The 17,685-nt window shown below is 56.5% G+C and carries 14 protein-coding genes; 13 read left to right on the top strand and 1 reads right to left on the bottom strand.

Annotation, left to right across the window (positions count from 1 at the left end; all coding sequences use genetic code 11):
* The first annotated feature begins 4 nt into the window (after positions 1 to 4).
* From msbA to BTJ39_RS07195, 6 genes are all read left to right on the top strand, one after another.
* Entirely contained in the window at positions 5 to 1,753 is a 1,749-nt protein-coding gene (gene msbA, locus BTJ39_RS07220) for a lipid A ABC transporter ATP-binding protein/permease MsbA (RefSeq protein ID WP_078001990.1), read from the top strand.
* On the top strand, positions 1,750 to 2,730 hold the full coding sequence (lpxK, locus tag BTJ39_RS07215) for a tetraacyldisaccharide 4'-kinase (RefSeq protein ID WP_078001989.1): 981 nt from the start codon (positions 1,750 to 1,752) through the stop codon (positions 2,728 to 2,730). The genes msbA and lpxK overlap by 4 nt, the downstream gene beginning before the upstream one ends.
* 47 nt (positions 2,731 to 2,777) lie before the next feature.
* Positions 2,778 to 3,989, top strand: a complete 1,212-nt coding sequence (locus BTJ39_RS07210; protein ID WP_078001988.1) for a winged helix-turn-helix domain-containing protein — start codon at positions 2,778 to 2,780, stop codon at positions 3,987 to 3,989.
* A 71-nt stretch (positions 3,990 to 4,060) separates the two neighbouring features.
* Positions 4,061 to 4,243: a Trm112 family protein gene (locus tag BTJ39_RS07205; RefSeq protein WP_078001987.1), complete on the top strand. Its 183-nt coding sequence runs from the start codon at positions 4,061 to 4,063 to the stop codon at positions 4,241 to 4,243.
* Complete coding sequence (gene kdsB / locus BTJ39_RS07200; protein WP_078001986.1) at positions 4,240 to 4,986, top strand: 3-deoxy-manno-octulosonate cytidylyltransferase; 747 nt, start codon at positions 4,240 to 4,242, stop codon at positions 4,984 to 4,986. Before BTJ39_RS07205 ends, kdsB begins: the two co-directional genes overlap by 4 nt.
* A gap of 120 nt (positions 4,987 to 5,106) precedes the next feature.
* Positions 5,107 to 6,039: a YcbJ family phosphotransferase gene (locus BTJ39_RS07195; RefSeq protein ID WP_078001985.1), complete on the top strand. Its 933-nt coding sequence runs from the start codon at positions 5,107 to 5,109 to the stop codon at positions 6,037 to 6,039.
* Here the strand turns inward: BTJ39_RS07195 and elyC are convergent.
* Complete coding sequence (gene elyC / locus BTJ39_RS07190; RefSeq protein WP_078001984.1) at positions 5,983 to 6,771, bottom strand: envelope biogenesis factor ElyC; 789 nt, start codon at positions 6,769 to 6,771, stop codon at positions 5,983 to 5,985. The genes BTJ39_RS07195 and elyC overlap by 57 nt on opposite strands.
* A 118-nt stretch (positions 6,772 to 6,889) precedes the next feature.
* On the opposite strand from elyC, the gene cmoM reads away from it, so the two are divergent.
* The 7 genes from cmoM to BTJ39_RS07155 all read left to right on the top strand — a co-directional run bounded on the left by cmoM (position 6,890) and on the right by BTJ39_RS07155 (position 17,684).
* Positions 6,890 to 7,675, top strand: coding sequence for a tRNA uridine 5-oxyacetic acid(34) methyltransferase CmoM (cmoM, locus tag BTJ39_RS07185; RefSeq protein ID WP_078001983.1), 786 nt, complete (start codon positions 6,890 to 6,892; stop codon positions 7,673 to 7,675).
* A complete protein-coding gene (gene mukF / locus BTJ39_RS07180; protein ID WP_078001982.1) occupies positions 7,672 to 8,994 on the top strand; it encodes a chromosome partition protein MukF in 1,323 nt (440 codons plus the stop codon). The genes cmoM and mukF overlap by 4 nt, the downstream gene beginning before the upstream one ends.
* Positions 8,975 to 9,703: a chromosome partition protein MukE gene (gene mukE, locus BTJ39_RS07175; protein ID WP_078001981.1), complete on the top strand. Its 729-nt coding sequence runs from the start codon at positions 8,975 to 8,977 to the stop codon at positions 9,701 to 9,703. The genes mukF and mukE overlap by 20 nt, the downstream gene beginning before the upstream one ends.
* Entirely contained in the window at positions 9,700 to 14,166 is a 4,467-nt protein-coding gene (gene mukB, locus BTJ39_RS07170) for a chromosome partition protein MukB (protein ID WP_078001980.1), read from the top strand. The genes mukE and mukB overlap by 4 nt, the downstream gene beginning before the upstream one ends.
* 253 nt (positions 14,167 to 14,419) lie before the next feature.
* Positions 14,420 to 16,123: a L,D-transpeptidase gene (gene ldtD, locus BTJ39_RS07165; protein ID WP_479684389.1), complete on the top strand. Its 1,704-nt coding sequence runs from the start codon at positions 14,420 to 14,422 to the stop codon at positions 16,121 to 16,123.
* Between the two features lie 188 nt (positions 16,124 to 16,311).
* Positions 16,312 to 16,863 (top strand): peptidoglycan L,D-endopeptidase MepK, encoded by a 552-nt coding sequence (gene mepK / locus BTJ39_RS07160; RefSeq protein ID WP_078001978.1) that lies wholly within the window; start codon positions 16,312 to 16,314, stop codon positions 16,861 to 16,863.
* Positions 16,864 to 17,054: 191 nt separating this feature from the next.
* Complete coding sequence (locus tag BTJ39_RS07155; RefSeq protein ID WP_078001977.1) at positions 17,055 to 17,684, top strand: MBL fold metallo-hydrolase; 630 nt, start codon at positions 17,055 to 17,057, stop codon at positions 17,682 to 17,684.
* Position 17,685: the final 1 nt, after the last annotated feature.

Genomic DNA, 17,685 nt, shown 5'->3' with positions numbered 1-17,685 from the left:
AATAATGCATTTGGATAAAGACCTTACCACCTGGCAGACCTTTCGCCGACTGTGGCCAATGATCGCACCGTACAGAACCGGGCTGATAGTGTCAGCTGTCGCCCTGGTGATTAATGCGGCGGGCGATGCGCTGATGATTTCCCTGTTAAAGCCGCTGCTGGATGATGGCTTTGGCAAAGCGAATAACTCCGTGCTGATATGGATGCCGCTGGTTGTAATTGGCCTGATGCTGATGCGCGGGATCACCAGCTACATATCGAGTTATTGCTTGTCGTGGGTATCAGGTAACGTGGTGATGACCATGCGCCGTCGCCTGTTTAGTCATATGATGGGCATGCCGGTATCCTTCTTCGATCAGCAATCGACCGGCACGCTGCTTTCGCGTATTACCTATGATTCAGAGCAGGTTGCTTCGTCTTCTTCAGGTACGCTGGTCACCGTGGTACGAGAAGGGGCCTCGATTATCGGCCTGTTTATCTTAATGTTTTATTACAGCTGGCAGCTTTCATTGATTCTGATTCTGCTGGCGCCGATCGTGTCATTTGCCATTCGTTCGGTCTCTAAGCGCTTTCGTAACATCAGCAAAAATATGCAAAACACCATGGGGCAGGTGACTACCAGCGCCGAGCAGATGTTGAAGGGCCACAAAGAAGTGCTGATTTTTGGTGGTCAGGATGTGGAAACGCGTCGTTTTGAAAAGGTCAGTAACCGCATGCGTCAGCAGGGGATGAAGCTGGTTTCAGCGTCATCCATCTCCGATCCGATTATTCAGCTAATCGCCTCGCTGGCGCTGGCATTTGTCCTGTATGCCGCCAGCTTCCCTTCCGTAATGGATACCCTGACGGCGGGAACCATCACCGTGGTTTTCTCCTCAATGATTGCCCTGATGCGCCCGTTGAAATCATTAACCAACGTTAATGCGCAGTTTCAGCGCGGCATGGCGGCCTGCCAGACCTTGTTTTCCATTCTGGACGGTGAGCAGGAAACTGATGCAGGGCAGCGCGTTATCGAACGCGCCGAGGGCGACGTTGAGTTTAAGAACGTCACTTTCGCCTATCCCGGGCGCGAGGCGCCAGCATTGCACAATATCAGCCTCACCATCCCTAGAGGTAAAACGCTGGCGCTGGTTGGCCGTTCAGGATCGGGTAAATCCACTATCGCCAGCCTGCTGACGCGCTTTTACGATATTCAGCAGGGCGAGATCCTGATCGATGGCCACGAACTGCGGGAATATACCTTAGCGTCGCTGCGCAATCAGGTGGCGCTGGTATCGCAGAACGTGCATTTGTTTAATGACACTATCGCCAACAATATCGCTTATGCGCGTGAAGAGAATTACACGCGCGAGCAGATTGAGCACGCAGCGCGCATGGCCTATGCCATGGATTTTATCTCGAAGATGGATAATGGGCTGGATACCATGATTGGCGAAAACGGCGTGCTGCTGTCCGGCGGCCAGCGTCAGCGTATCGCCATCGCCCGCGCCCTGCTGCGCGACAGCCCGATTCTGATCCTCGACGAAGCAACGTCGGCGCTGGATACTGAATCTGAACGCGCCATTCAGGCGGCGCTGGATGAACTACAAAAAAATCGTACCGCTTTGGTTATTGCTCACCGTCTGTCAACCATTGAGAAAGCGGATGAAATCGCGGTCATTGAAGATGGGCGCATCGTTGAGCGGGGTACTCACAAGGTGCTGCTGGAACAAAATGGCGCTTACGCGCAGCTACACAAAATGCAGTTTGGTCAATGATAGCGCGCATCTGGAGCGGTGAATCGCCTCTCTGGCTGCTGCTATGGCCGTTCAGCCTGCTCTACGGCCTGATCAGTAATTTAATTCGCCTTAGCTACCAGCGGGGCTGGCGCAAAGTATGGCGCGCGCCAGTGCCGGTGGTGGTGGTCGGTAACCTGACCGCTGGCGGCAACGGTAAAACGCCGCTGGTTATCTGGCTGGTCACGCGGCTGCAGCAAGCCGGCCTGCGCGTAGGGGTGGTTTCACGCGGCTATGGCGGCAAAGCGGAGCATTACCCGCTATTGCTGGATGCGACGACAACCACCGCGCAGGCGGGCGATGAGCCGGTGCTGATATGGCAACGTACCGGGGCGGCGGTGGCCGTTGCGCCGCGTCGGGTTGACGCCGTGCGCGCGCTGACGGCGACGGGTGAAATCGACATCATCATCACCGATGATGGCCTGCAACATTACGCCCTCGCGCGTGATTACGAACTGGTGGTGATCGACGGCGAACGCCGCTTTGGTAATGGCTGGTGGCTGCCGGCAGGGCCAATGCGCGAGCGGGCCTCGCGCCTTAAGCAGGTTAATGCCCGGGTGGTGAACGGCGGCGATGCTGGCGCGGATGAAATCCGTATGACGTTGACCCCAGGTCTGGCAATCAATCTGCGTTCAGGCGAGCAGCGGCCTGCCGCCAGTCTACAAAATGTGGTGGCGATAGCCGGTATCGGCCATCCTCCGCGTTTCTTTGCCACTCTGCGCCAGCTTGGCGTTGCGCCGCGGCGTGAAGTCGCTTTTGCCGATCATCAGCATTATGATGCGGCGCTGCTTGCTTCGCTGGCGGCGGCGAATGAATCTTTACTGATGACGGAAAAAGATGCGGTGAAGGCCCGGGCTTTTGCTGACGATAACTGGTGGTATTTACCGGTGGATGCGCAGCTCGACCAACGAGGCCAGGATTTGACTGGCGAGATCCTCCGACTGCGACAGCCCCACTAAACGTTCCCTGCGCTCACTGCACTCGCGCGCCCGAACAGGATAGCAGCATGGCATTTTCGTCCCTTTCTCTGGCGGAGGCCAGGAATCTTCACCTGATGGCGCAGGGATTGTCGCGCTCACCCACGCGCAAAGCGCGCTTTGAGGATCTGCTGACGGCGATCCGTCAAATGTCGCTGCTGCAGATTGATACCATTCACGTCGTGGCGCGCAGCCCCTGGCTGGTGCTATTTAGCCGCATTGGCGGTCATCCCGCTTCATGGCTGGAGCAGGCACTGTCCGAGGGCGCGCTGTTTGAATACTGGGCCCATGAGGCCTGCTTCATTCCTGCCGACGATTATCCGCTGCTGCGTCACCGTATGCTGAACCCGCAGGCTCTGGGCTGGAAATACAATCACCAGTGGATGACTGAGCACCGGCAGGAAATTGCTGAGCTGATGGCGCATATTGAACAGAATGGCCCGGTGCGCTCCGCTGACTTTGCCGCGCCGCCAAAGAGCAAGCCCGGCTGGTGGTCATGGAAACCCTATAAGCGCCATCTGGAGAATTTATTCAGCGCCGGCGAACTGATGGTGGTAGGGCGCCATAATTTTCAGCGTATTTATGATTTACGTCAGCGCGTACTCCCGGCGTGGGATGACGCACTGCACGGGCTGAGTGAAGATGAGGCCGTGCGGCATATGCTGCGCAATAGCGCACGCAGTCTGGGGATCTTTCGTCCTGAATGGCTGGCGGATTATTACCGCCTGAAGCGTGCGCCGGTTGCGGCGCAGCTGGCTGTCTGGCAAGAGCAAGGCGAAGTCGAAAAGGTTGAGGTGGAGCGTCTTGGAACGCTTTATCTGGATGCCTCGCTGGCGTCAGCGTTAAGCGCTGTGCCAGCATCCACCCACACCGCGCTGCTATCGCCTTTTGATCCGGTAGTCTGGGATCGCCGCCGGGCGCAGGCGCTGTTTGATTTTGACTACCGTCTGGAATGCTATACCCCGGCGGCGAAGCGCCAGTATGGCTATTTTGTGCTGCCGCTGTTGCACAGGGGCAGCCTGAAAGGCCGCCTTGATGCCCGGATGGATCGTAAAAATGCCTGTTTACAGGTTCATGAAATATGGCTGGAGGCCGGCGTCAGGATTAGCGAGCGCTTTATTGCCGATCTGCAACGGACGCTAAGCCGCTTTGCCGCCTGGCAAGGGGCGAATCGCGTTGGGATAGCAAAGCTGCCCGACGGGCTGGCCGGGCGTATGGCTTCACACTGGCAGATTGACTGACGCCATAGCTGGGTCAGAGCCGGTTATGCTAAGCTGTCGGCCTTGATTACCCAGGCCACAACGGAGGATATATGGATCATCGTTTACTGGAAATCGTTGCCTGCCCGGTATGTAATGGCAAGCTTTATTACAATAAAGAGCAGCAGGAGCTGATTTGCAAGCCGGACGGCCTTGCCTATCCGGTCCGTGACGGGATTCCGGTTTTACTGGAAAGTGAAGCCCGGACCCTGACGTTGGAAGAGAGCCACTCATGAGTTTTGTTGCCGTTATTCCCGCGCGTTTTGCCTCAACCAGACTGCCGGGAAAACCGCTGGTTGATATTCACGGTAAGCCGATGATTGTCCACGTCATGGAGCGCGCGCTGGAGTCGGGCGCCGGGCGCGTTATTGTGGCTACCGATCATCCTGACGTTGCCAGTGTGATAACGGCGGCGGGCGGTGAGGTCTGTATGACCCGGGCGGATCATCATTCCGGCACCGAACGTATTGCGGAAGTTGTCGAGCGCTATAATTTCTCAGATGACACCATCGTGGTTAACGTCCAGGGCGATGAACCGCTGATCCCGCCGGTGATTATTCATCAGGTTGCGGAAAACCTGCGGCGCTGCGGTGCCGGCATGGCAACGCTGGCGGTACCCATCGGGGATGCGGAAGAAGCTTTTAATCCTAACGCGGTGAAGGTTGTTCGCGATGCGCAGGGGTTTGCCCTCTACTTTTCGCGCGCAACGATACCCTGGGAACGTGAAAGGTTCAGCCAGTCGAAAGAGACCATTGGCGATTACTTTTTACGCCATATCGGCATTTATGCCTACCAGGCGGGATTTATTCGCCGCTACGTAAGCTGGGCGCCGAGCCCGCTGGAGCAGATTGAGCTGCTGGAGCAGTTGCGGGTGCTGTGGTACGGCGAGAAAATTCACGTTGATGTGGCCCGGGCGATTCCCAGCGTTGGCGTTGATACGCCGGAAGATTTACAGCGCGTGCGTGCCGCTATGCAGTAAGTCTCTTGCGGGGGCATGGTTGCCTCGCGCCGATCCCGCAGGGAGTCGAGTTTTTGCGCCGACGCGAAAAGAGTGTGCGCCGGTCATCCCACACAAAGACAAGTCGTGAGGGGGGACGGAATGGAAAATCAACAGTTGCAATCCGAGCTGGCGCTGGTGCTGGGTGAAACCGTTAGTCGGGTTGAATGCATCAGCGAGCATCCCTGGGCCAGCCTTTATACGCTCTACGATCGCAGCGGCAATGCGATGCCGCTGGTGGCGAAATGTTTCAGCCAGCCGGGTATTGCCGCTCAGGAAGCCTATAAGCTCTCGATGCTGGCGCGGGATGGTAAAGTGCGGGTGCCGGCGGTGTTTGGCGTCGTGCTCAGCCATCGAAAGCCGCTGCATGAGACCCTGCTGGTTGAGCGCCTCGGCGGCATGTCGATTGAAGCACCGGCGCGCAATGCGCAGCAGTGGAGCGAGCTGCAGGAGCAGATAGTTGAAGCGCTGCTAAGCTGGCACCGGATTGACAGCCACGGGCTGGTGGGTACGGTGGATAGCACCCAGGAAAATCACTGGGCGCGCTGGTATCTGCAGCGAATTGAAGTGCTGTGGGCCACGCTCAACTACTTACGACCGCCGATGCTGACCATGGACGATCGCCAGCTGCTATACCGCACGCGGCAGCAGGCGGACGCTTTTTTTGACGATTTCGATGATCCCTGCGTGCTGGTGCATGGCAATCTGACGCTGCGCCATATTCTGAAAGTTCCACGTACCGATCAGCTGCTGGCGATGGTTAATCCAGGCACCGTTTTATGGGCGCCGCGCGAGTTTGATGTGTGTCGCCTCTGGGAACCTGGCGCCGCCAGCGAATTGCTGACGCGCTATTTCAGCCATGCGCCGGTCGATGAAGGGTTTCTCTGGCGTCGCTGGCTGTATGTACTGTGGGAAAGTATTGACCACCTGGTTCATACCGGCTGCCTTGATCGGGCGCGCTTTGACCACGCCAGCCAGTCACTGTTGCCCTGGCTCGGAGACAGCGGCGTCGTCGGTAGTGAGATCCTGCCATAGGCGTCCCAGGGTTTCATACCATGCGCGCTCGCTGTGTCCTAACCACAGCGAGGAGGGGAGCGCCCGCTCCCAGGGGGTAAGCGGCGAATCGATCGCCAGCTGGTTGGCCGGCGCAGGCAGTGGGTTAAGACCCTGCTGGCGGAAAAAATGCATCGCCCGTGGTAAATGGTTAGCCGAGGTTACCAGCAAAAACGGCGCCTTACCGATGCGCTGGGCGACCGCAGTGGCTTCCTGATGCGTGTCGCGTGGTTTATCCAGCATGATGATCGCGTCGGCGGGTACGCCCAGCGATTGCGCAACCAGCGCTGCAACCTGCGCCGAGCTCATCGGATTGTTTTGTGCCGCCGCGCCGGTAAATATTAGCTTTGCGCCCGGATTTTCCCGCCACAGACGAATCCCTTCGGTAACGCGCGGCAGGCTGTTGTTGATCAGATTTGAACCGGGCGCCCAGTCAGGGTTCCATGTATAGCCGCCGCCGAGTACTACCACGTATTGCACCGGCTGCTGATTACGCCACGTCGGGTATTTATCTTCCAGCGGACGCAGCAGGCCGTCGGCGACGGGCTGCAGACTGAGCAAAAGCAAACAGAGCCAGCCAACAGAAACCAGCATTTTGCCCGCTTGTAGCCAGCGGCCGCGCCAAAGTAAAAAAAGTCCGACTCCCATCACCATAAGCAACAGCGGCAGTGGCAGTAGCAGCCCGCCAATTGCTTTTTTCAGGATGAAAATCATAAATCCGGACTCCTTTTGGCCGAAAAAACGCCATCTAATAGCTAAGGGATGATGGAAAGGTTCATTCTCAGCCAGTGTATGACAAAATAGAGCGGTAAATCACGCCCGGAGCGCAGCCATGCAGGATCGTAATTTTGACGACATTGCTGAAAAATTTTCGCAAAATATTTACGGCACCACTAAAGGCCGGGTGCGCCAGGCGATCCTCTGGCAGGAACTGGATCGCATCTTAGCCGGCTTGCCGGCAGCGCCGCTGCAGGTACTGGATGCCGGCGGCGGAGAGGGGCAGACCGGCTGCGCGATGGCTGAACGCGGGCATAAGGTCCTGCTGTGCGATCTTTCACAGCAGATGTTAGCGCGTGCGCGGCTGCTGGCCGGGCAGCAAGGTGTGAGCGACAACATGCAATTCAAACAAATTGCCGCCCAGAACGTCGCTCAGCATTTGGATACGCCGGTGGATCTGGTATTGTTTCACGCGGTGCTTGAATGGGTTGCCGATCCTCAGGGCGTGCTGCAAGCATTATTTAACTGTCTGAAACCCGGCGGTGTATTATCGCTGATGTTTTACAATATTAACGGCCTGCGGATGCGTAACCTGGTTTTAGGTAACTTCGCTTACCTGCAGGCAAACATGCCTAAACGGAAAAAGCGCAGCCTTTCGCCGGATTATCCGCGCGAGCCGCAAGAGGTTTATCGCTGGCTGGCGGAGTGCGGCTTCGAGGTTGGCGAAAAGACCGGTATTCGCGTTTTTCATGATTATATGCGGGATAAACATCTGCAGACTGAACGATTTGATGAGCTGCTGGCGCTGGAATCGCATTACTGCCATCAGGAGCCTTTTTTAAGCCTGGGCCGTTATATACACGTCGCCGCGCGTAAGCCTGTGCAGAAGGACGAACTATGAGTGATTTTTCCCAGACCGTACCGGAGCTGGTCGCCTGGGCGCGAAAGAATGATTTTTCCGTCTCTTTGCCTACCGAACGTCTGACCTTTCTGCTGGCTATCGCGACGTTAAACGGTGAGCGGCTGGATAGCGAAATGGGTGAGGGCGATCTGGTGGATGCCTTTCGCCACGTCAGCGAAGGTTTCGATCAGACCACCGAGACGATAAACACCCGGGCCAATAACGCCATCAACGATATGGTGCGTCAGCGTTTGCTTAATCGCTTTACCAGCGAAATTAACGAAGGCAATGCCATCTATCGCCTGACGCCGCTGGCAATTGGCATCACCGACTATTACATCAGACAGCGCGAATTCTCGACGCTGCGCCTCTCCATGCAGCTGTCAATCGTTGCCGGCGAGCTAAAACGCGCCGCCGATGCCGCCGACGAAGACGGTGATGAATTCCACTGGCACCGGCACGTTTTTGCCCCGCTGAAATATTCCGTGGCGGAAATCTTCGATAGCATCGATCTCTCGCAGCGGGTGATGGATGAACAGCAGCAGTCGGTGAAGGATGATATTGCCCAACTGCTGAATCAGGACTGGCAGGCGGCGATTTCCAGCTGTGAGCATCTGCTGTCTGAGACCTCGGGAACGCTGCGCGAACTGCAGGATACTCTGGAGGCGGCCGGCGATAAGCTGCAGGCAAACCTGCTGCGCATTCAGGATGCGATAACCCACAGCCCGGACCTGGTGTTTATCGACCGCCTGATCTTCGATTTGCAAAGCAAGCTTGACCGCATTATCAGCTGGGGGCAGCAGGCGATCGATTTGTGGATTGGCTATGACCGCCACGTACACAAGTTTATCCGTACCGCAATCGATATGGATAAAAATCGCGTATTCGCTCAGCGGCTGCGTCAGTCTCTGCAAGGCTATTTTGATGCGCCCTGGGCGCTGACCTATGCAAACGCCGATCGCCTGTTTGATATGCGTGACGAAGAGCTGACGCTGCGCAATGAAGAGGTGATGGGCGAGCTACCTTCTGAACTTGAATATGAAGAATTTAACGCCATCCGCGAGCAGCTGACGGCGATGATTGAAGAGGCGCTGCAGGTGTACAAACAGCAGCAGAAGCCGCTCAACCTCGGCGCGGTAATGCGTGACTATCTGGCGCAGTATCCGCGGGCGCGTCATTTTGACGTGGCGCGGATCGTCGTCGATCAGGCCGTACGTTTAGGCGTGGCCGAAGCCGATTTTTCCGGTCTGCCCGCAAGGTGGCAGGCCATTAATGATTACGGAGCCAAGGTGCAGGCGCATGTCATCGATAAATATTGAACAAGTGATGCCAGTTAAGCTGGCCCAGGCACTGGCAAATCCGATTTTCCCGGCGTTAGACAGCCAGCTGCGTTCCGGCCGTCACGTCGGCATTGAAGAATTAGATAACCATGCGTTTCTGATGGATTATCAGGAATACCTCGAAGAATTTTACGCCCGCTATAACGTTGAGCTGATCCGCGCGCCGGAAGGTTTTTTCTATTTGCGCCCGCGCTCGACGACGCTCATCCCGCGTTCGGTACTTTCCGAACTGGACATGATGGTAGGTAAGATCCTTTGCTATCTCTATCTCAGCCCTGAGCGGCTGGCGAATGAAGGCATTTTCACCCAGCAGGAACTGTATGACGAGCTGCTGAGCCTCGCCGATGAAAGCAAGCTGCTGAAGCTGGTAAACCAGCGTTCGACCGGCTCCGATCTTGACCGTCAGAAGCTTCAGGAGAAAATGCGGGCATCTCTTAACCGCCTGCGTCGTCTCGGTATGGTGTGGTTTACCGGCAATGACAACAGTAAATTTCGCATCACCGAGTCGGTGTTTCGTTTTGGTGCTGACGTGCGCAGCGGCGACGATGCGCGTGAAGCTCAGCTGCGGATGATCCGCGATGGCGAAGCGATGTCGCTGGAAGGCGGCCTGGCGTTGAACGATGAGAATGACGAAGACGAACATGCCATAGCGGCGTCTCAGGATAACGCGGAGGATGAACAGGAATGATTGAACGCGGTAAGTTTCTCTCCCTGACGCTGATCAACTGGAACGGTTTCTTTGCCCGAACCTTCGATCTGGACGATCTGGTCACCACGCTTTCCGGCGGTAACGGCGCGGGTAAATCGACCACCATGGCGGCATTTATTACTGCGCTTATTCCCGATCTGACGCTGCTGCATTTCCGTAACACCACCGAAGCAGGGGCCACTTCCGGCTCTCGCGATAAGGGACTGCACGGTAAGCTGCGTCCGGGGGTTTGTTACGCGGCCCTTGACGTGCTGAACTCGCAGGGGCAGCGGATACTGGTTGGGGTCCGTTTGCAGCAGGTCGCCGGGCGCGATCGTAAAGTCGATATTAAGCCTTTCAGCATCCAGGGCTTGCCGGCAAATATTCATCCGACCGAGCTGCTGACCGAAACCGTTAATGCCCGCCAGGCGCGGGTGCTGCCGCTTACCGAGCTGAAAGATAAGTTTGAAACCAGCGAAAGCGTGCAGTTCCGCCAGTACAATTCGATCACCGACTACCATGCGCTGATGTTTGATATCGGCGTCGTGGCTCGTCGCATGCGCTCCGCTGCTGACCGCAGCAAATATTATCGTCTGATCGAAGCCTCGCTGTATGGCGGTATTTCCAGCGCCATTACCCGCTCGCTGCGCGATTATCTGCTGCCGGAAAACGGCGGGGTGCGCAAGGCGTTCCAGGACATGGAAGCCGCGCTGCGTGAAAACCGCATGACGCTGGAGGCCATCCGCGTAACCCAGTCGGACCGCGATCTGTTCAAGCATTTAATCTCCGAAGCCACCAGCTACGTGGCGGCAGATTATATGCGTCATGCTAACGAACGCCGTTCGCACCTCGATGGCGCCCTGCAGCTGCGTCAGGATCTGTCCGCAACCCGCCGGCAGCTTGGCAATGAGCAGTACCGCCACGTTGAGATGGCGCGCGAGCTCGCAGAGCATGCGGCTTCTGAGGGCGATCTGGAAGGCGAATATCAGGCTGCCAGCGACCATCTGAACCTGGTACAGACCGCGGTACGCCAGCAGGAAAAAATCGTCCGCTATGAGTCGGATATCGAAGAGCTCGCCATGCGTCTGGAAGAGCAGAACGAGGTGGTCGTCGAAGCGCGTGAAATTCATGAAGAGAACGAAACGCAGGCCGAAGCGGCGGAGCTGGAAGTCGACGAGCTGAAAAGTCAGCTGGCGGATTACCAGCAGGCGCTGGACGTCCAGCAGACGCGAGCTATTCAGTATCAGCAGGCGCTGCAGGCGCTGGAACGCGCGCGCGCCCTGTGCCAGCTACCTGACCTGACTGTAGAAAATGCCGTTGACTGGCATGATAATTTCCAGCAGCGCGAACGCGAAGCGACCAATAAGCTGCTGATGCTTGAACAAAAACTCAGCGTTGCCGATGCCGCTCACGGCCAGTTTGAACAGGCTTTTGAGCTGGTCTGTAAAATTGCCGGCCCGGTGAGCAGAAGCGATGCCTGGCAGACCGGGCGTGAGCTGCTGCGCGATGCGGCGAATCTGCGCCATCATAGCGAACAGCTAACCGGCCTGCGCGCGCGCCTGTCCGAACTGGAGCAGCGCCTGCGCGAGCAGCAGGATGCCGAGCGCCTGTTTAATGAGTTCTGTAAGCGTCAGGGGCAGCAATACGATATTGATGAGCTGGAAAACCTGCAGCATGAGCTGGAAGCGTTAACCGGGCAGCTGGGCGAGAGCGTGGCGGAGGCTGGCGAGCGCCGTATGTCAATGCGTCAGGAGCTGGAGCAGCTGCGGGCGCAGATACAGCAGTTAAGTAGCCGGGCGCCGCAGTGGCTGGCGGCTCAGGAGCTGCTGACGCAGCTTAGCGAGCAGAGTGGGCAGGCGCTGACGCGTAGCCAGCAGGTGACCGAGTTTATGCAGCATCTGCTGGAGCGCGAGCGCGAGCTCACCGTTGAGCGCGATGAGGTTGCCAGCCGCCGACGCGATATTGAGCAGCAGATTGAACGTTTAAGCCAGCCTGGCGGCGCGGAAGATGGCCGGCTCAATGCACTGGCGGAGCGTTTCGGCGGCGTTTTGCTGTCGGAAATTTATGACGATGTCACCATCGATGATGCACCTTACTTTTCCGCACTCTACGGCCCATCGCGTCATGCTATCGTCGTAGCGGATTTGTCGTTAATTCGCGAGCAGCTGGATAACCTCGAAGACTGCCCGGAAGATCTCTATCTGATCGAAGGGGATCCGCAATCTTTTGATGACAGCGTATTCAGCGTTGAAGAGCTGGATGGCGCCGTTGTTGTCAAAATTGCGGAACGTCAGTGGCGTTATTCGCGCTTTCCTAAAATACCGCTGTTTGGCCGTGCCGCACGGGAAAATCAGCTGGAACTGCTGCGCGCCGAGCGCGATACCCTTAACGAGCGTTTCGCCACGCTCTCTTTTGACGTGCAGAAAACGCAGCGTTTGCACCAGTCTTTCAGCCGCTTTATCGGCGGCCACATTAGCGTTGCCTTTGAGCCGGATCCGGAAGCGCAAATTCGCCAGCTTAACGGCCGGCGTAACGAACTGGAGCGCGCGCTCAGCCAGCATGAAAATGAAAACCAGCAGCAGCGTCAGCAGTTCGACCAGGCCAAAGATGCTATCGGCTGGCTGAACCGCATTCTGCCGCGTATTGGCCTGCTGCGGGATGAAACCTTGCAGGATCGCTACGACGAGATTCTTGAACGGCTGGATGAGGCGCAGGAAGCCGCGCGCTATATCCAGCAGCACGGCGCCAGCCTGACGAAGCTGGAGCCGATAGTTGCTGTGTTGCAAAACGATCCGCAGCAGCACGATCAGCTGCAGCAGGATTATCAGCAGGCACTGGAGGTGCAGCGCGAAGCGCGTCAGCAAGCTTTTGCGCTTACAGAAGTCGTTCAGCGCCGTTCACACTTCAGCTATCAGGATGCCGCCGCGATGTCGGACGGCAATAACGATCTGAACGAGCAGCTGCGCCGTCGTCTGGAACAGGCTGAAAGCGACCGGGCCAGCGCCCGCGACGTGTTGCGTCAGCAGCAGCAGCAGCTGGCGCAATATTCACAGCTATTAGCGTCGCTGAAAAGTTCGTGGGATGCCAAGCAGGATATGCTGAAAGAGCTGCAGCAGGAGATGCGTGATATCGGCGTGCATGCCGATGCCAGCGCCGAAGAGCGCGCCCGCATGCGCCGTGATGAGCTCTACAGCGCCTTGAGCAATAACCGTGCGCGCCGCAACCAGCTGGAAAAACAGCTGACGTTTTGCGAAGCGGAAATGGACGCCTTGCAGAAGAAAGTAAAACGCGTGGAGCGTGAATATCTGGCAGCGCGTGAGCAGGTTGTCAGCGCCAAGGCCGGCTGGTGCGCGGTGATGCGTCTGGTGAAAGAGAACGGCGTCGAGCGTCGCTTACACAAGCGCGAGCTGGCTTATCTCAGCGGCGACGAGCTGCGCTCAATGTCGGATAAGGCGTTAGGGGCACTGCGTCTGGCGGTAGCGGACAATGAGCACCTGCGCGATGTGCTGCGCCTGTCTGAGGACCCCAAACGCCCTGAGCGGAAAATCGAATTTTTTATCTCGGTTTACCAGCATCTGCGCGAGCGTATCCGTCAGGATATTATTCGCACCGACGATCCGGTTGAAGCCATTGAACAAATGGAGATCGAGCTCAATCGCCTGACCGAAGAGCTGACCGCTCGCGAGCAGATGCTGGCAATCAGCTCGCGCAGCGTGGCAAATATTATTCGTAAAACTATTCAGCGCGAGCAGGCGCGCATTCGCCAGCTAAACCAGGGACTGCAAAGCGTCAGCTTTGGTCAGGTTAATAGCGTGCGTCTGAACGTCAACGTGCGGGAAAGTCACGCCATGCTGTTGGACGTGCTATCGGAGCAGCATGAGCAGCATCAGGATCTGTTTACCAGCCATCGGCTGACCTTTTCAGAAGCGCTGGCGAAGCTCTATCAGCGCCTGAACCCGCAGATTGATATGGGCCAGCGTACGCCGCAGACCATTGGCGAGGAGCTGCTGGATTACCGTAATTATCTGGAAATGGAAGTTGAGGTCAACCGCGGCTCAGACGGCTGGTTGCGTGCGGAAAGCGGCGCCCTGTCAACCGGCGAGGCGATCGGCACCGGGATGTCGATCCTTGTCATGGTAGTGCAGAGCTGGGAAGAAGAGTCGCGACGCCTGCGGGGTAAAGATATTCTACCGTGTCGCCTGCTGTTCCTCGATGAAGCTGCCCGCCTTGACGGTCGCTCTATCAATACGCTGTTTGAACTGTGCGCGCGTCTGGATATGCAGCTGATTATTGCTGCACCGGAAAATATCAGCCCGGAGAAAGGCACGACCTATAAGCTGGTGCGTAAGGTGATTAATAATAGCGAACACGTACACGTTGTCGGCCTGCGCGGTTTTTCCGCGGAACCGGACAACGCGGCAAATAGCGCGCCTGAAGGTGCGCGTCAAGCTGAGGGCGAATAAGCGCAACCGGACGTCGTCCAGAAAAAGATATTGCTTTGCAAACGGCATTTGCTGCGGAGGCAATTGCCGTTTACTGTTTGTATACTTATAACAAAGACTAACGGCTATCCGGAACGGATGCGTTGCCGGAAGCTTTACATTAAACAGGGGGCAAGGAATGTCACTGGCGCGGAAGTTTTCACTGAAAAAAGTGGCTGCGGGTAGTTGCATGATCCTCAGCCTGACATCGCTTGTTCCGGCATATGCCGTGCAAATGCCGCTGCCCTCAGGGGTTTCTGGCACCACGGCTTCAGCGATTAGCCAGCTGCAGGCCGACCTGCCTGCTGGCGTCAAACCACATTTTCTTACGGCTCTGGCAGGGCTGTATCATAATCACCATATGCAGCCGATGTGGCAGGATCGCGCGGCGGTTCAGCAGTTTCAGCAGCAGCTGGCCGAGGTGGCGATTTCTGGCGTTCAGCCCCAGTTCACCCAGTGGGTGCGCCAGCTGACCGACCCGAATATTACCGGCATGGCGCGAGATATTGTGTTGTCTGATGCCATGCTGGGCTATCTGCAATTTACCAGCGAGGTGCCGGCAAAGGGAGAGCAGTGGCTTTACAGTACGGTGCCTTACAAAATGGAGCTGCCGCCGGTTGCGGTGATCAACCAGTGGCAGCAGGCAGTGACTCAGGGGAACCTGGATCGCTTTGTGCTGGCATTGGTGCCTCAGCATCCACAGTATCAGCCAATGCATGAGGCGCTGAAAGCGCTGCTGGCCGACAATGTTCCCTGGCCGCAGCTGAATGATAAAGTCACGCTGCGTCCGGGGCAGATGAGTAATGACGTGCCGGCCCTGCGTGATATTTTGCAGCGTTCGGGCATGATTTCGGCAAAAACCACGCCGCCAAAACCCAGCGATGATGCCGTCCCTACCGCGCCGGTTCCGATTAGCGAGAGCCAACCGGTGGCGGTAAGCCCGTCAGCGGCGCCGGTTGATGAGCTGGCAAGCCAGTCGCCGCATCCGGTCGGCTCAGTGCAACCTGCGGCGACTTCAGCGATATCTTCAGACGTTTATTCTGAGGATTTAGTGGAAGCGGTTAAACGTTTCCAGCGCTGGCAGGGGCTGGAAAGTGACGGCGCAATCGGCGTACGTACGCGTGAATGGCTGAACGTTACGCCGCAGATGCGCGCTGCGTTGCTGGCGCTTAATATTCAGCGTCTGCGTTTGCTGCCGGACGATATGCACAATGGGATTATGGTTAACATCCCCAACTTTTCGCTGATTTATTACAACAACGGCAGTCAGATTCTGGCCTCGCGGGTCATTGTTGGCCGTCCGGATCGCAAAACACCACTGATGCGCAGCGCGCTGAATAACGTAGTACTTAATCCGCCATGGAACGTACCGACCACCCTGGTGCGTGAAGATATTGTGCCAAAAGTTAAAATCGATCCGGCCTATCTCTGGAAGCACAATTATCAGCTGCTTTCCGGCTGGAGCAGCGACGCGCAGATTATCGATCCGACGATGATTGACTGGAGCATGGTATCGCCAGCGACCTTTCCCTATCGCATTCGCCAGGCGCCGGGGGCGATGAATTCGCTGGGGCGCTATAAGTTCAATATGCCAAGCTCCGATGCTATTTATCTGCATGACACGCCGAACCATAATCTTTTCCAGAAGGATATTCGCGCGCTCAGCTCTGGCTGCGTGCGGGTAAATAAGGCCTCCGAACTGGCAAACCTGCTGCTGCAGGATGCAGGCTGGAATGACGCGCGCATTTCCAGCACTCTGAAAGAGGGGGATACCCGCTATGTGCCGGTGCGCCGCCGTATACCGGTTAATCTTTATTATTTGACGGCCTGGGTCGCTGATGATGGCAAGCCGCAGTTCCGTACAGATATTTACAATTATGACCTTACCGTGCGTTCAGGGGTGCAGGTGCTGCAGCGGGCGGAGAAATTGCTGATGTAACCCTTCAGTAATCAATTTATTAACGCATAATGCATAAGAAATGTTTACGACCCGCGCCTTACCCGATTGTATAAACGGTGGCGCGGGTCACGTTTTACTGGGTTGACGGCGAATTTTTAGACAGGTAAGGTGCGTGCTGTTGCCTTGTTAGGCACTCTTTTATACCTTTTGTCGAGTAATTATGATCCATGGCTAATTTCGATCCGCACCGTCGTAAACTGTTGGTGATGGGGGGCGCTGTCCTGGGCTGCTCATTGCTTCCGGGCCAGGCTTTCGCTTCACTTTCTACCGCTCGTCCCCGTATTCTTACATTAAATAATCTTCATACTGGCGAGACGCTGAAAACAGAGTTTTTCAACGGTAAAAGCTACAATAAAGATGAGTTGAGTCGGCTAAACCATTTTTTCCGCGACTACCGGGCCGGAAAGATAAAATCAATCGATCCCTCTCTTTTTGACCATCTGTACCGCCTGCAGGTAATGCTCAACACCCGTAAGCCCGTGCAGCTGATTTCCGGCTATCGCACGCTGGCAACGAATAATATGCTGCGTGGCAGCGGCGAAGGCGTGGCTAAGCATAGCTATCACACCAAAGGCCAGGCGATGGATTTTCATATCGAAGGTATTTCGTTAAGCCACGTTCGCAAGGCGGCAATGTCGTTAAAGATGGGGGGCGTCGGCTACTACCCGCGCAGCAACTTTGTCCATATTGATACAGGACCGGTGCGGCACTGGGCATAATGACTGATGCGGTCGTCGTTCCGGGGGCCGCTTTACTTTTCCTTTTCAATCAACCTGCTGCGAATTTTCCCTCTGTGCTCCGGCGCTGACGATGTTAGGATAGTACCAGGCGCTACAACGGCCTGTTGCGTTATCGCCTGCGGCTTTGCTATCAGCTGCGATGACAGGCCATTATTCATTCCGGGAGTGTTATGGAGTATCGGATTATCCCCGTCACGGCTTTCGCCCAGAACTGCACCTTGCTTTGGTGTTCACATACCAAAGAAGCGGCTATTGTTGATCCCGGTGGTGACGCAGAGGCCATTCAGGCTGTGGTTAGCGAGCAGGGCGTAGTAGTAAAACAAATTTTGCTGACCCATGGGCATCTCGATCACGTTGGCGCGGCCGCCGTGCTTGCTGCCCGTTATTCGGTTCCGGTTATCGGTCCGGATATCAGTGATAGCTTCTGGCTGCAGGCATTGCCGACCCAGAGCCAGATGTTTGGTCTGGCGCACTGCGCTGCGCTTACGCCTGACCGCTGGCTGGCAGAGGGCGATAAGGTGACGATTGGCGAGAGCACGCTGGAAGTACTGCATTGCCCTGGTCATACGCCCGGCCATATTGTCTTTTTTAATCGCCAGCAGCGGCTGTTAATTTCCGGCGACGTTATTTTTCGCGGCGGCGTGGGCCGAACTGACTTTCCACAGGGTAGCCATGGCGATCTGATCAACGCGATTATGACCAAACTGCTACCGCTTGGCGATGACGTGGTTTTCCTGCCTGGACACGGGCCGGACTCAACCCTTGGTCATGAGCGTATCAGCAACCCTTTCCTGCAATAAA

The organism is Izhakiella australiensis (assembly GCF_002006995.1).
In the GTDB taxonomy this organism is placed as follows: domain Bacteria; phylum Pseudomonadota; class Gammaproteobacteria; order Enterobacterales; family Enterobacteriaceae; genus Izhakiella; species Izhakiella australiensis.
Note: the sequence above shows the minus strand (reverse complement) of the source record. Positions and strands in the feature narration are given on the sequence as shown.

Excerpts from the sequence above, each read along its gene's own strand:
- BTJ39_RS07210 (WP_078001988.1), top strand. The coding sequence starts at position 2,778 with ATGGCATTTTCGTCCCTTTCTCTGGCGGAGGCCAGGAATCTTCACCTG.
- ldtD (WP_479684389.1), top strand. The coding sequence starts at position 14,420 with ATGCCGCTGCCCTCAGGGGTTTCTGGCACCACGGCTTCAGCGATTAGC.
- BTJ39_RS07155 (WP_078001977.1), top strand. The coding sequence starts at position 17,055 with ATGGAGTATCGGATTATCCCCGTCACGGCTTTCGCCCAGAACTGCACC.
- lpxK (WP_078001989.1), top strand. The coding sequence starts at position 1,750 with ATGATAGCGCGCATCTGGAGCGGTGAATCGCCTCTCTGGCTGCTGCTA.
- cmoM (WP_078001983.1), top strand. The coding sequence starts at position 6,890 with ATGCAGGATCGTAATTTTGACGACATTGCTGAAAAATTTTCGCAAAAT.
- msbA (WP_078001990.1), top strand. The coding sequence starts at position 5 with ATGCATTTGGATAAAGACCTTACCACCTGGCAGACCTTTCGCCGACTG.
- kdsB (WP_078001986.1), top strand. The coding sequence starts at position 4,240 with ATGAGTTTTGTTGCCGTTATTCCCGCGCGTTTTGCCTCAACCAGACTG.
- BTJ39_RS07205 (WP_078001987.1), top strand. The coding sequence starts at position 4,061 with ATGGATCATCGTTTACTGGAAATCGTTGCCTGCCCGGTATGTAATGGC.
- mukE (WP_078001981.1), top strand. The coding sequence starts at position 8,975 with ATGTCATCGATAAATATTGAACAAGTGATGCCAGTTAAGCTGGCCCAG.
- mepK (WP_078001978.1), top strand. The coding sequence starts at position 16,312 with ATGGCTAATTTCGATCCGCACCGTCGTAAACTGTTGGTGATGGGGGGC.
- BTJ39_RS07195 (WP_078001985.1), top strand. The coding sequence starts at position 5,107 with ATGGAAAATCAACAGTTGCAATCCGAGCTGGCGCTGGTGCTGGGTGAA.
- mukB (WP_078001980.1), top strand. The coding sequence starts at position 9,700 with ATGATTGAACGCGGTAAGTTTCTCTCCCTGACGCTGATCAACTGGAAC.
- elyC (WP_078001984.1), bottom strand. The coding sequence starts at position 6,771 with ATGATTTTCATCCTGAAAAAAGCAATTGGCGGGCTGCTACTGCCACTG.
- mukF (WP_078001982.1), top strand. The coding sequence starts at position 7,672 with ATGAGTGATTTTTCCCAGACCGTACCGGAGCTGGTCGCCTGGGCGCGA.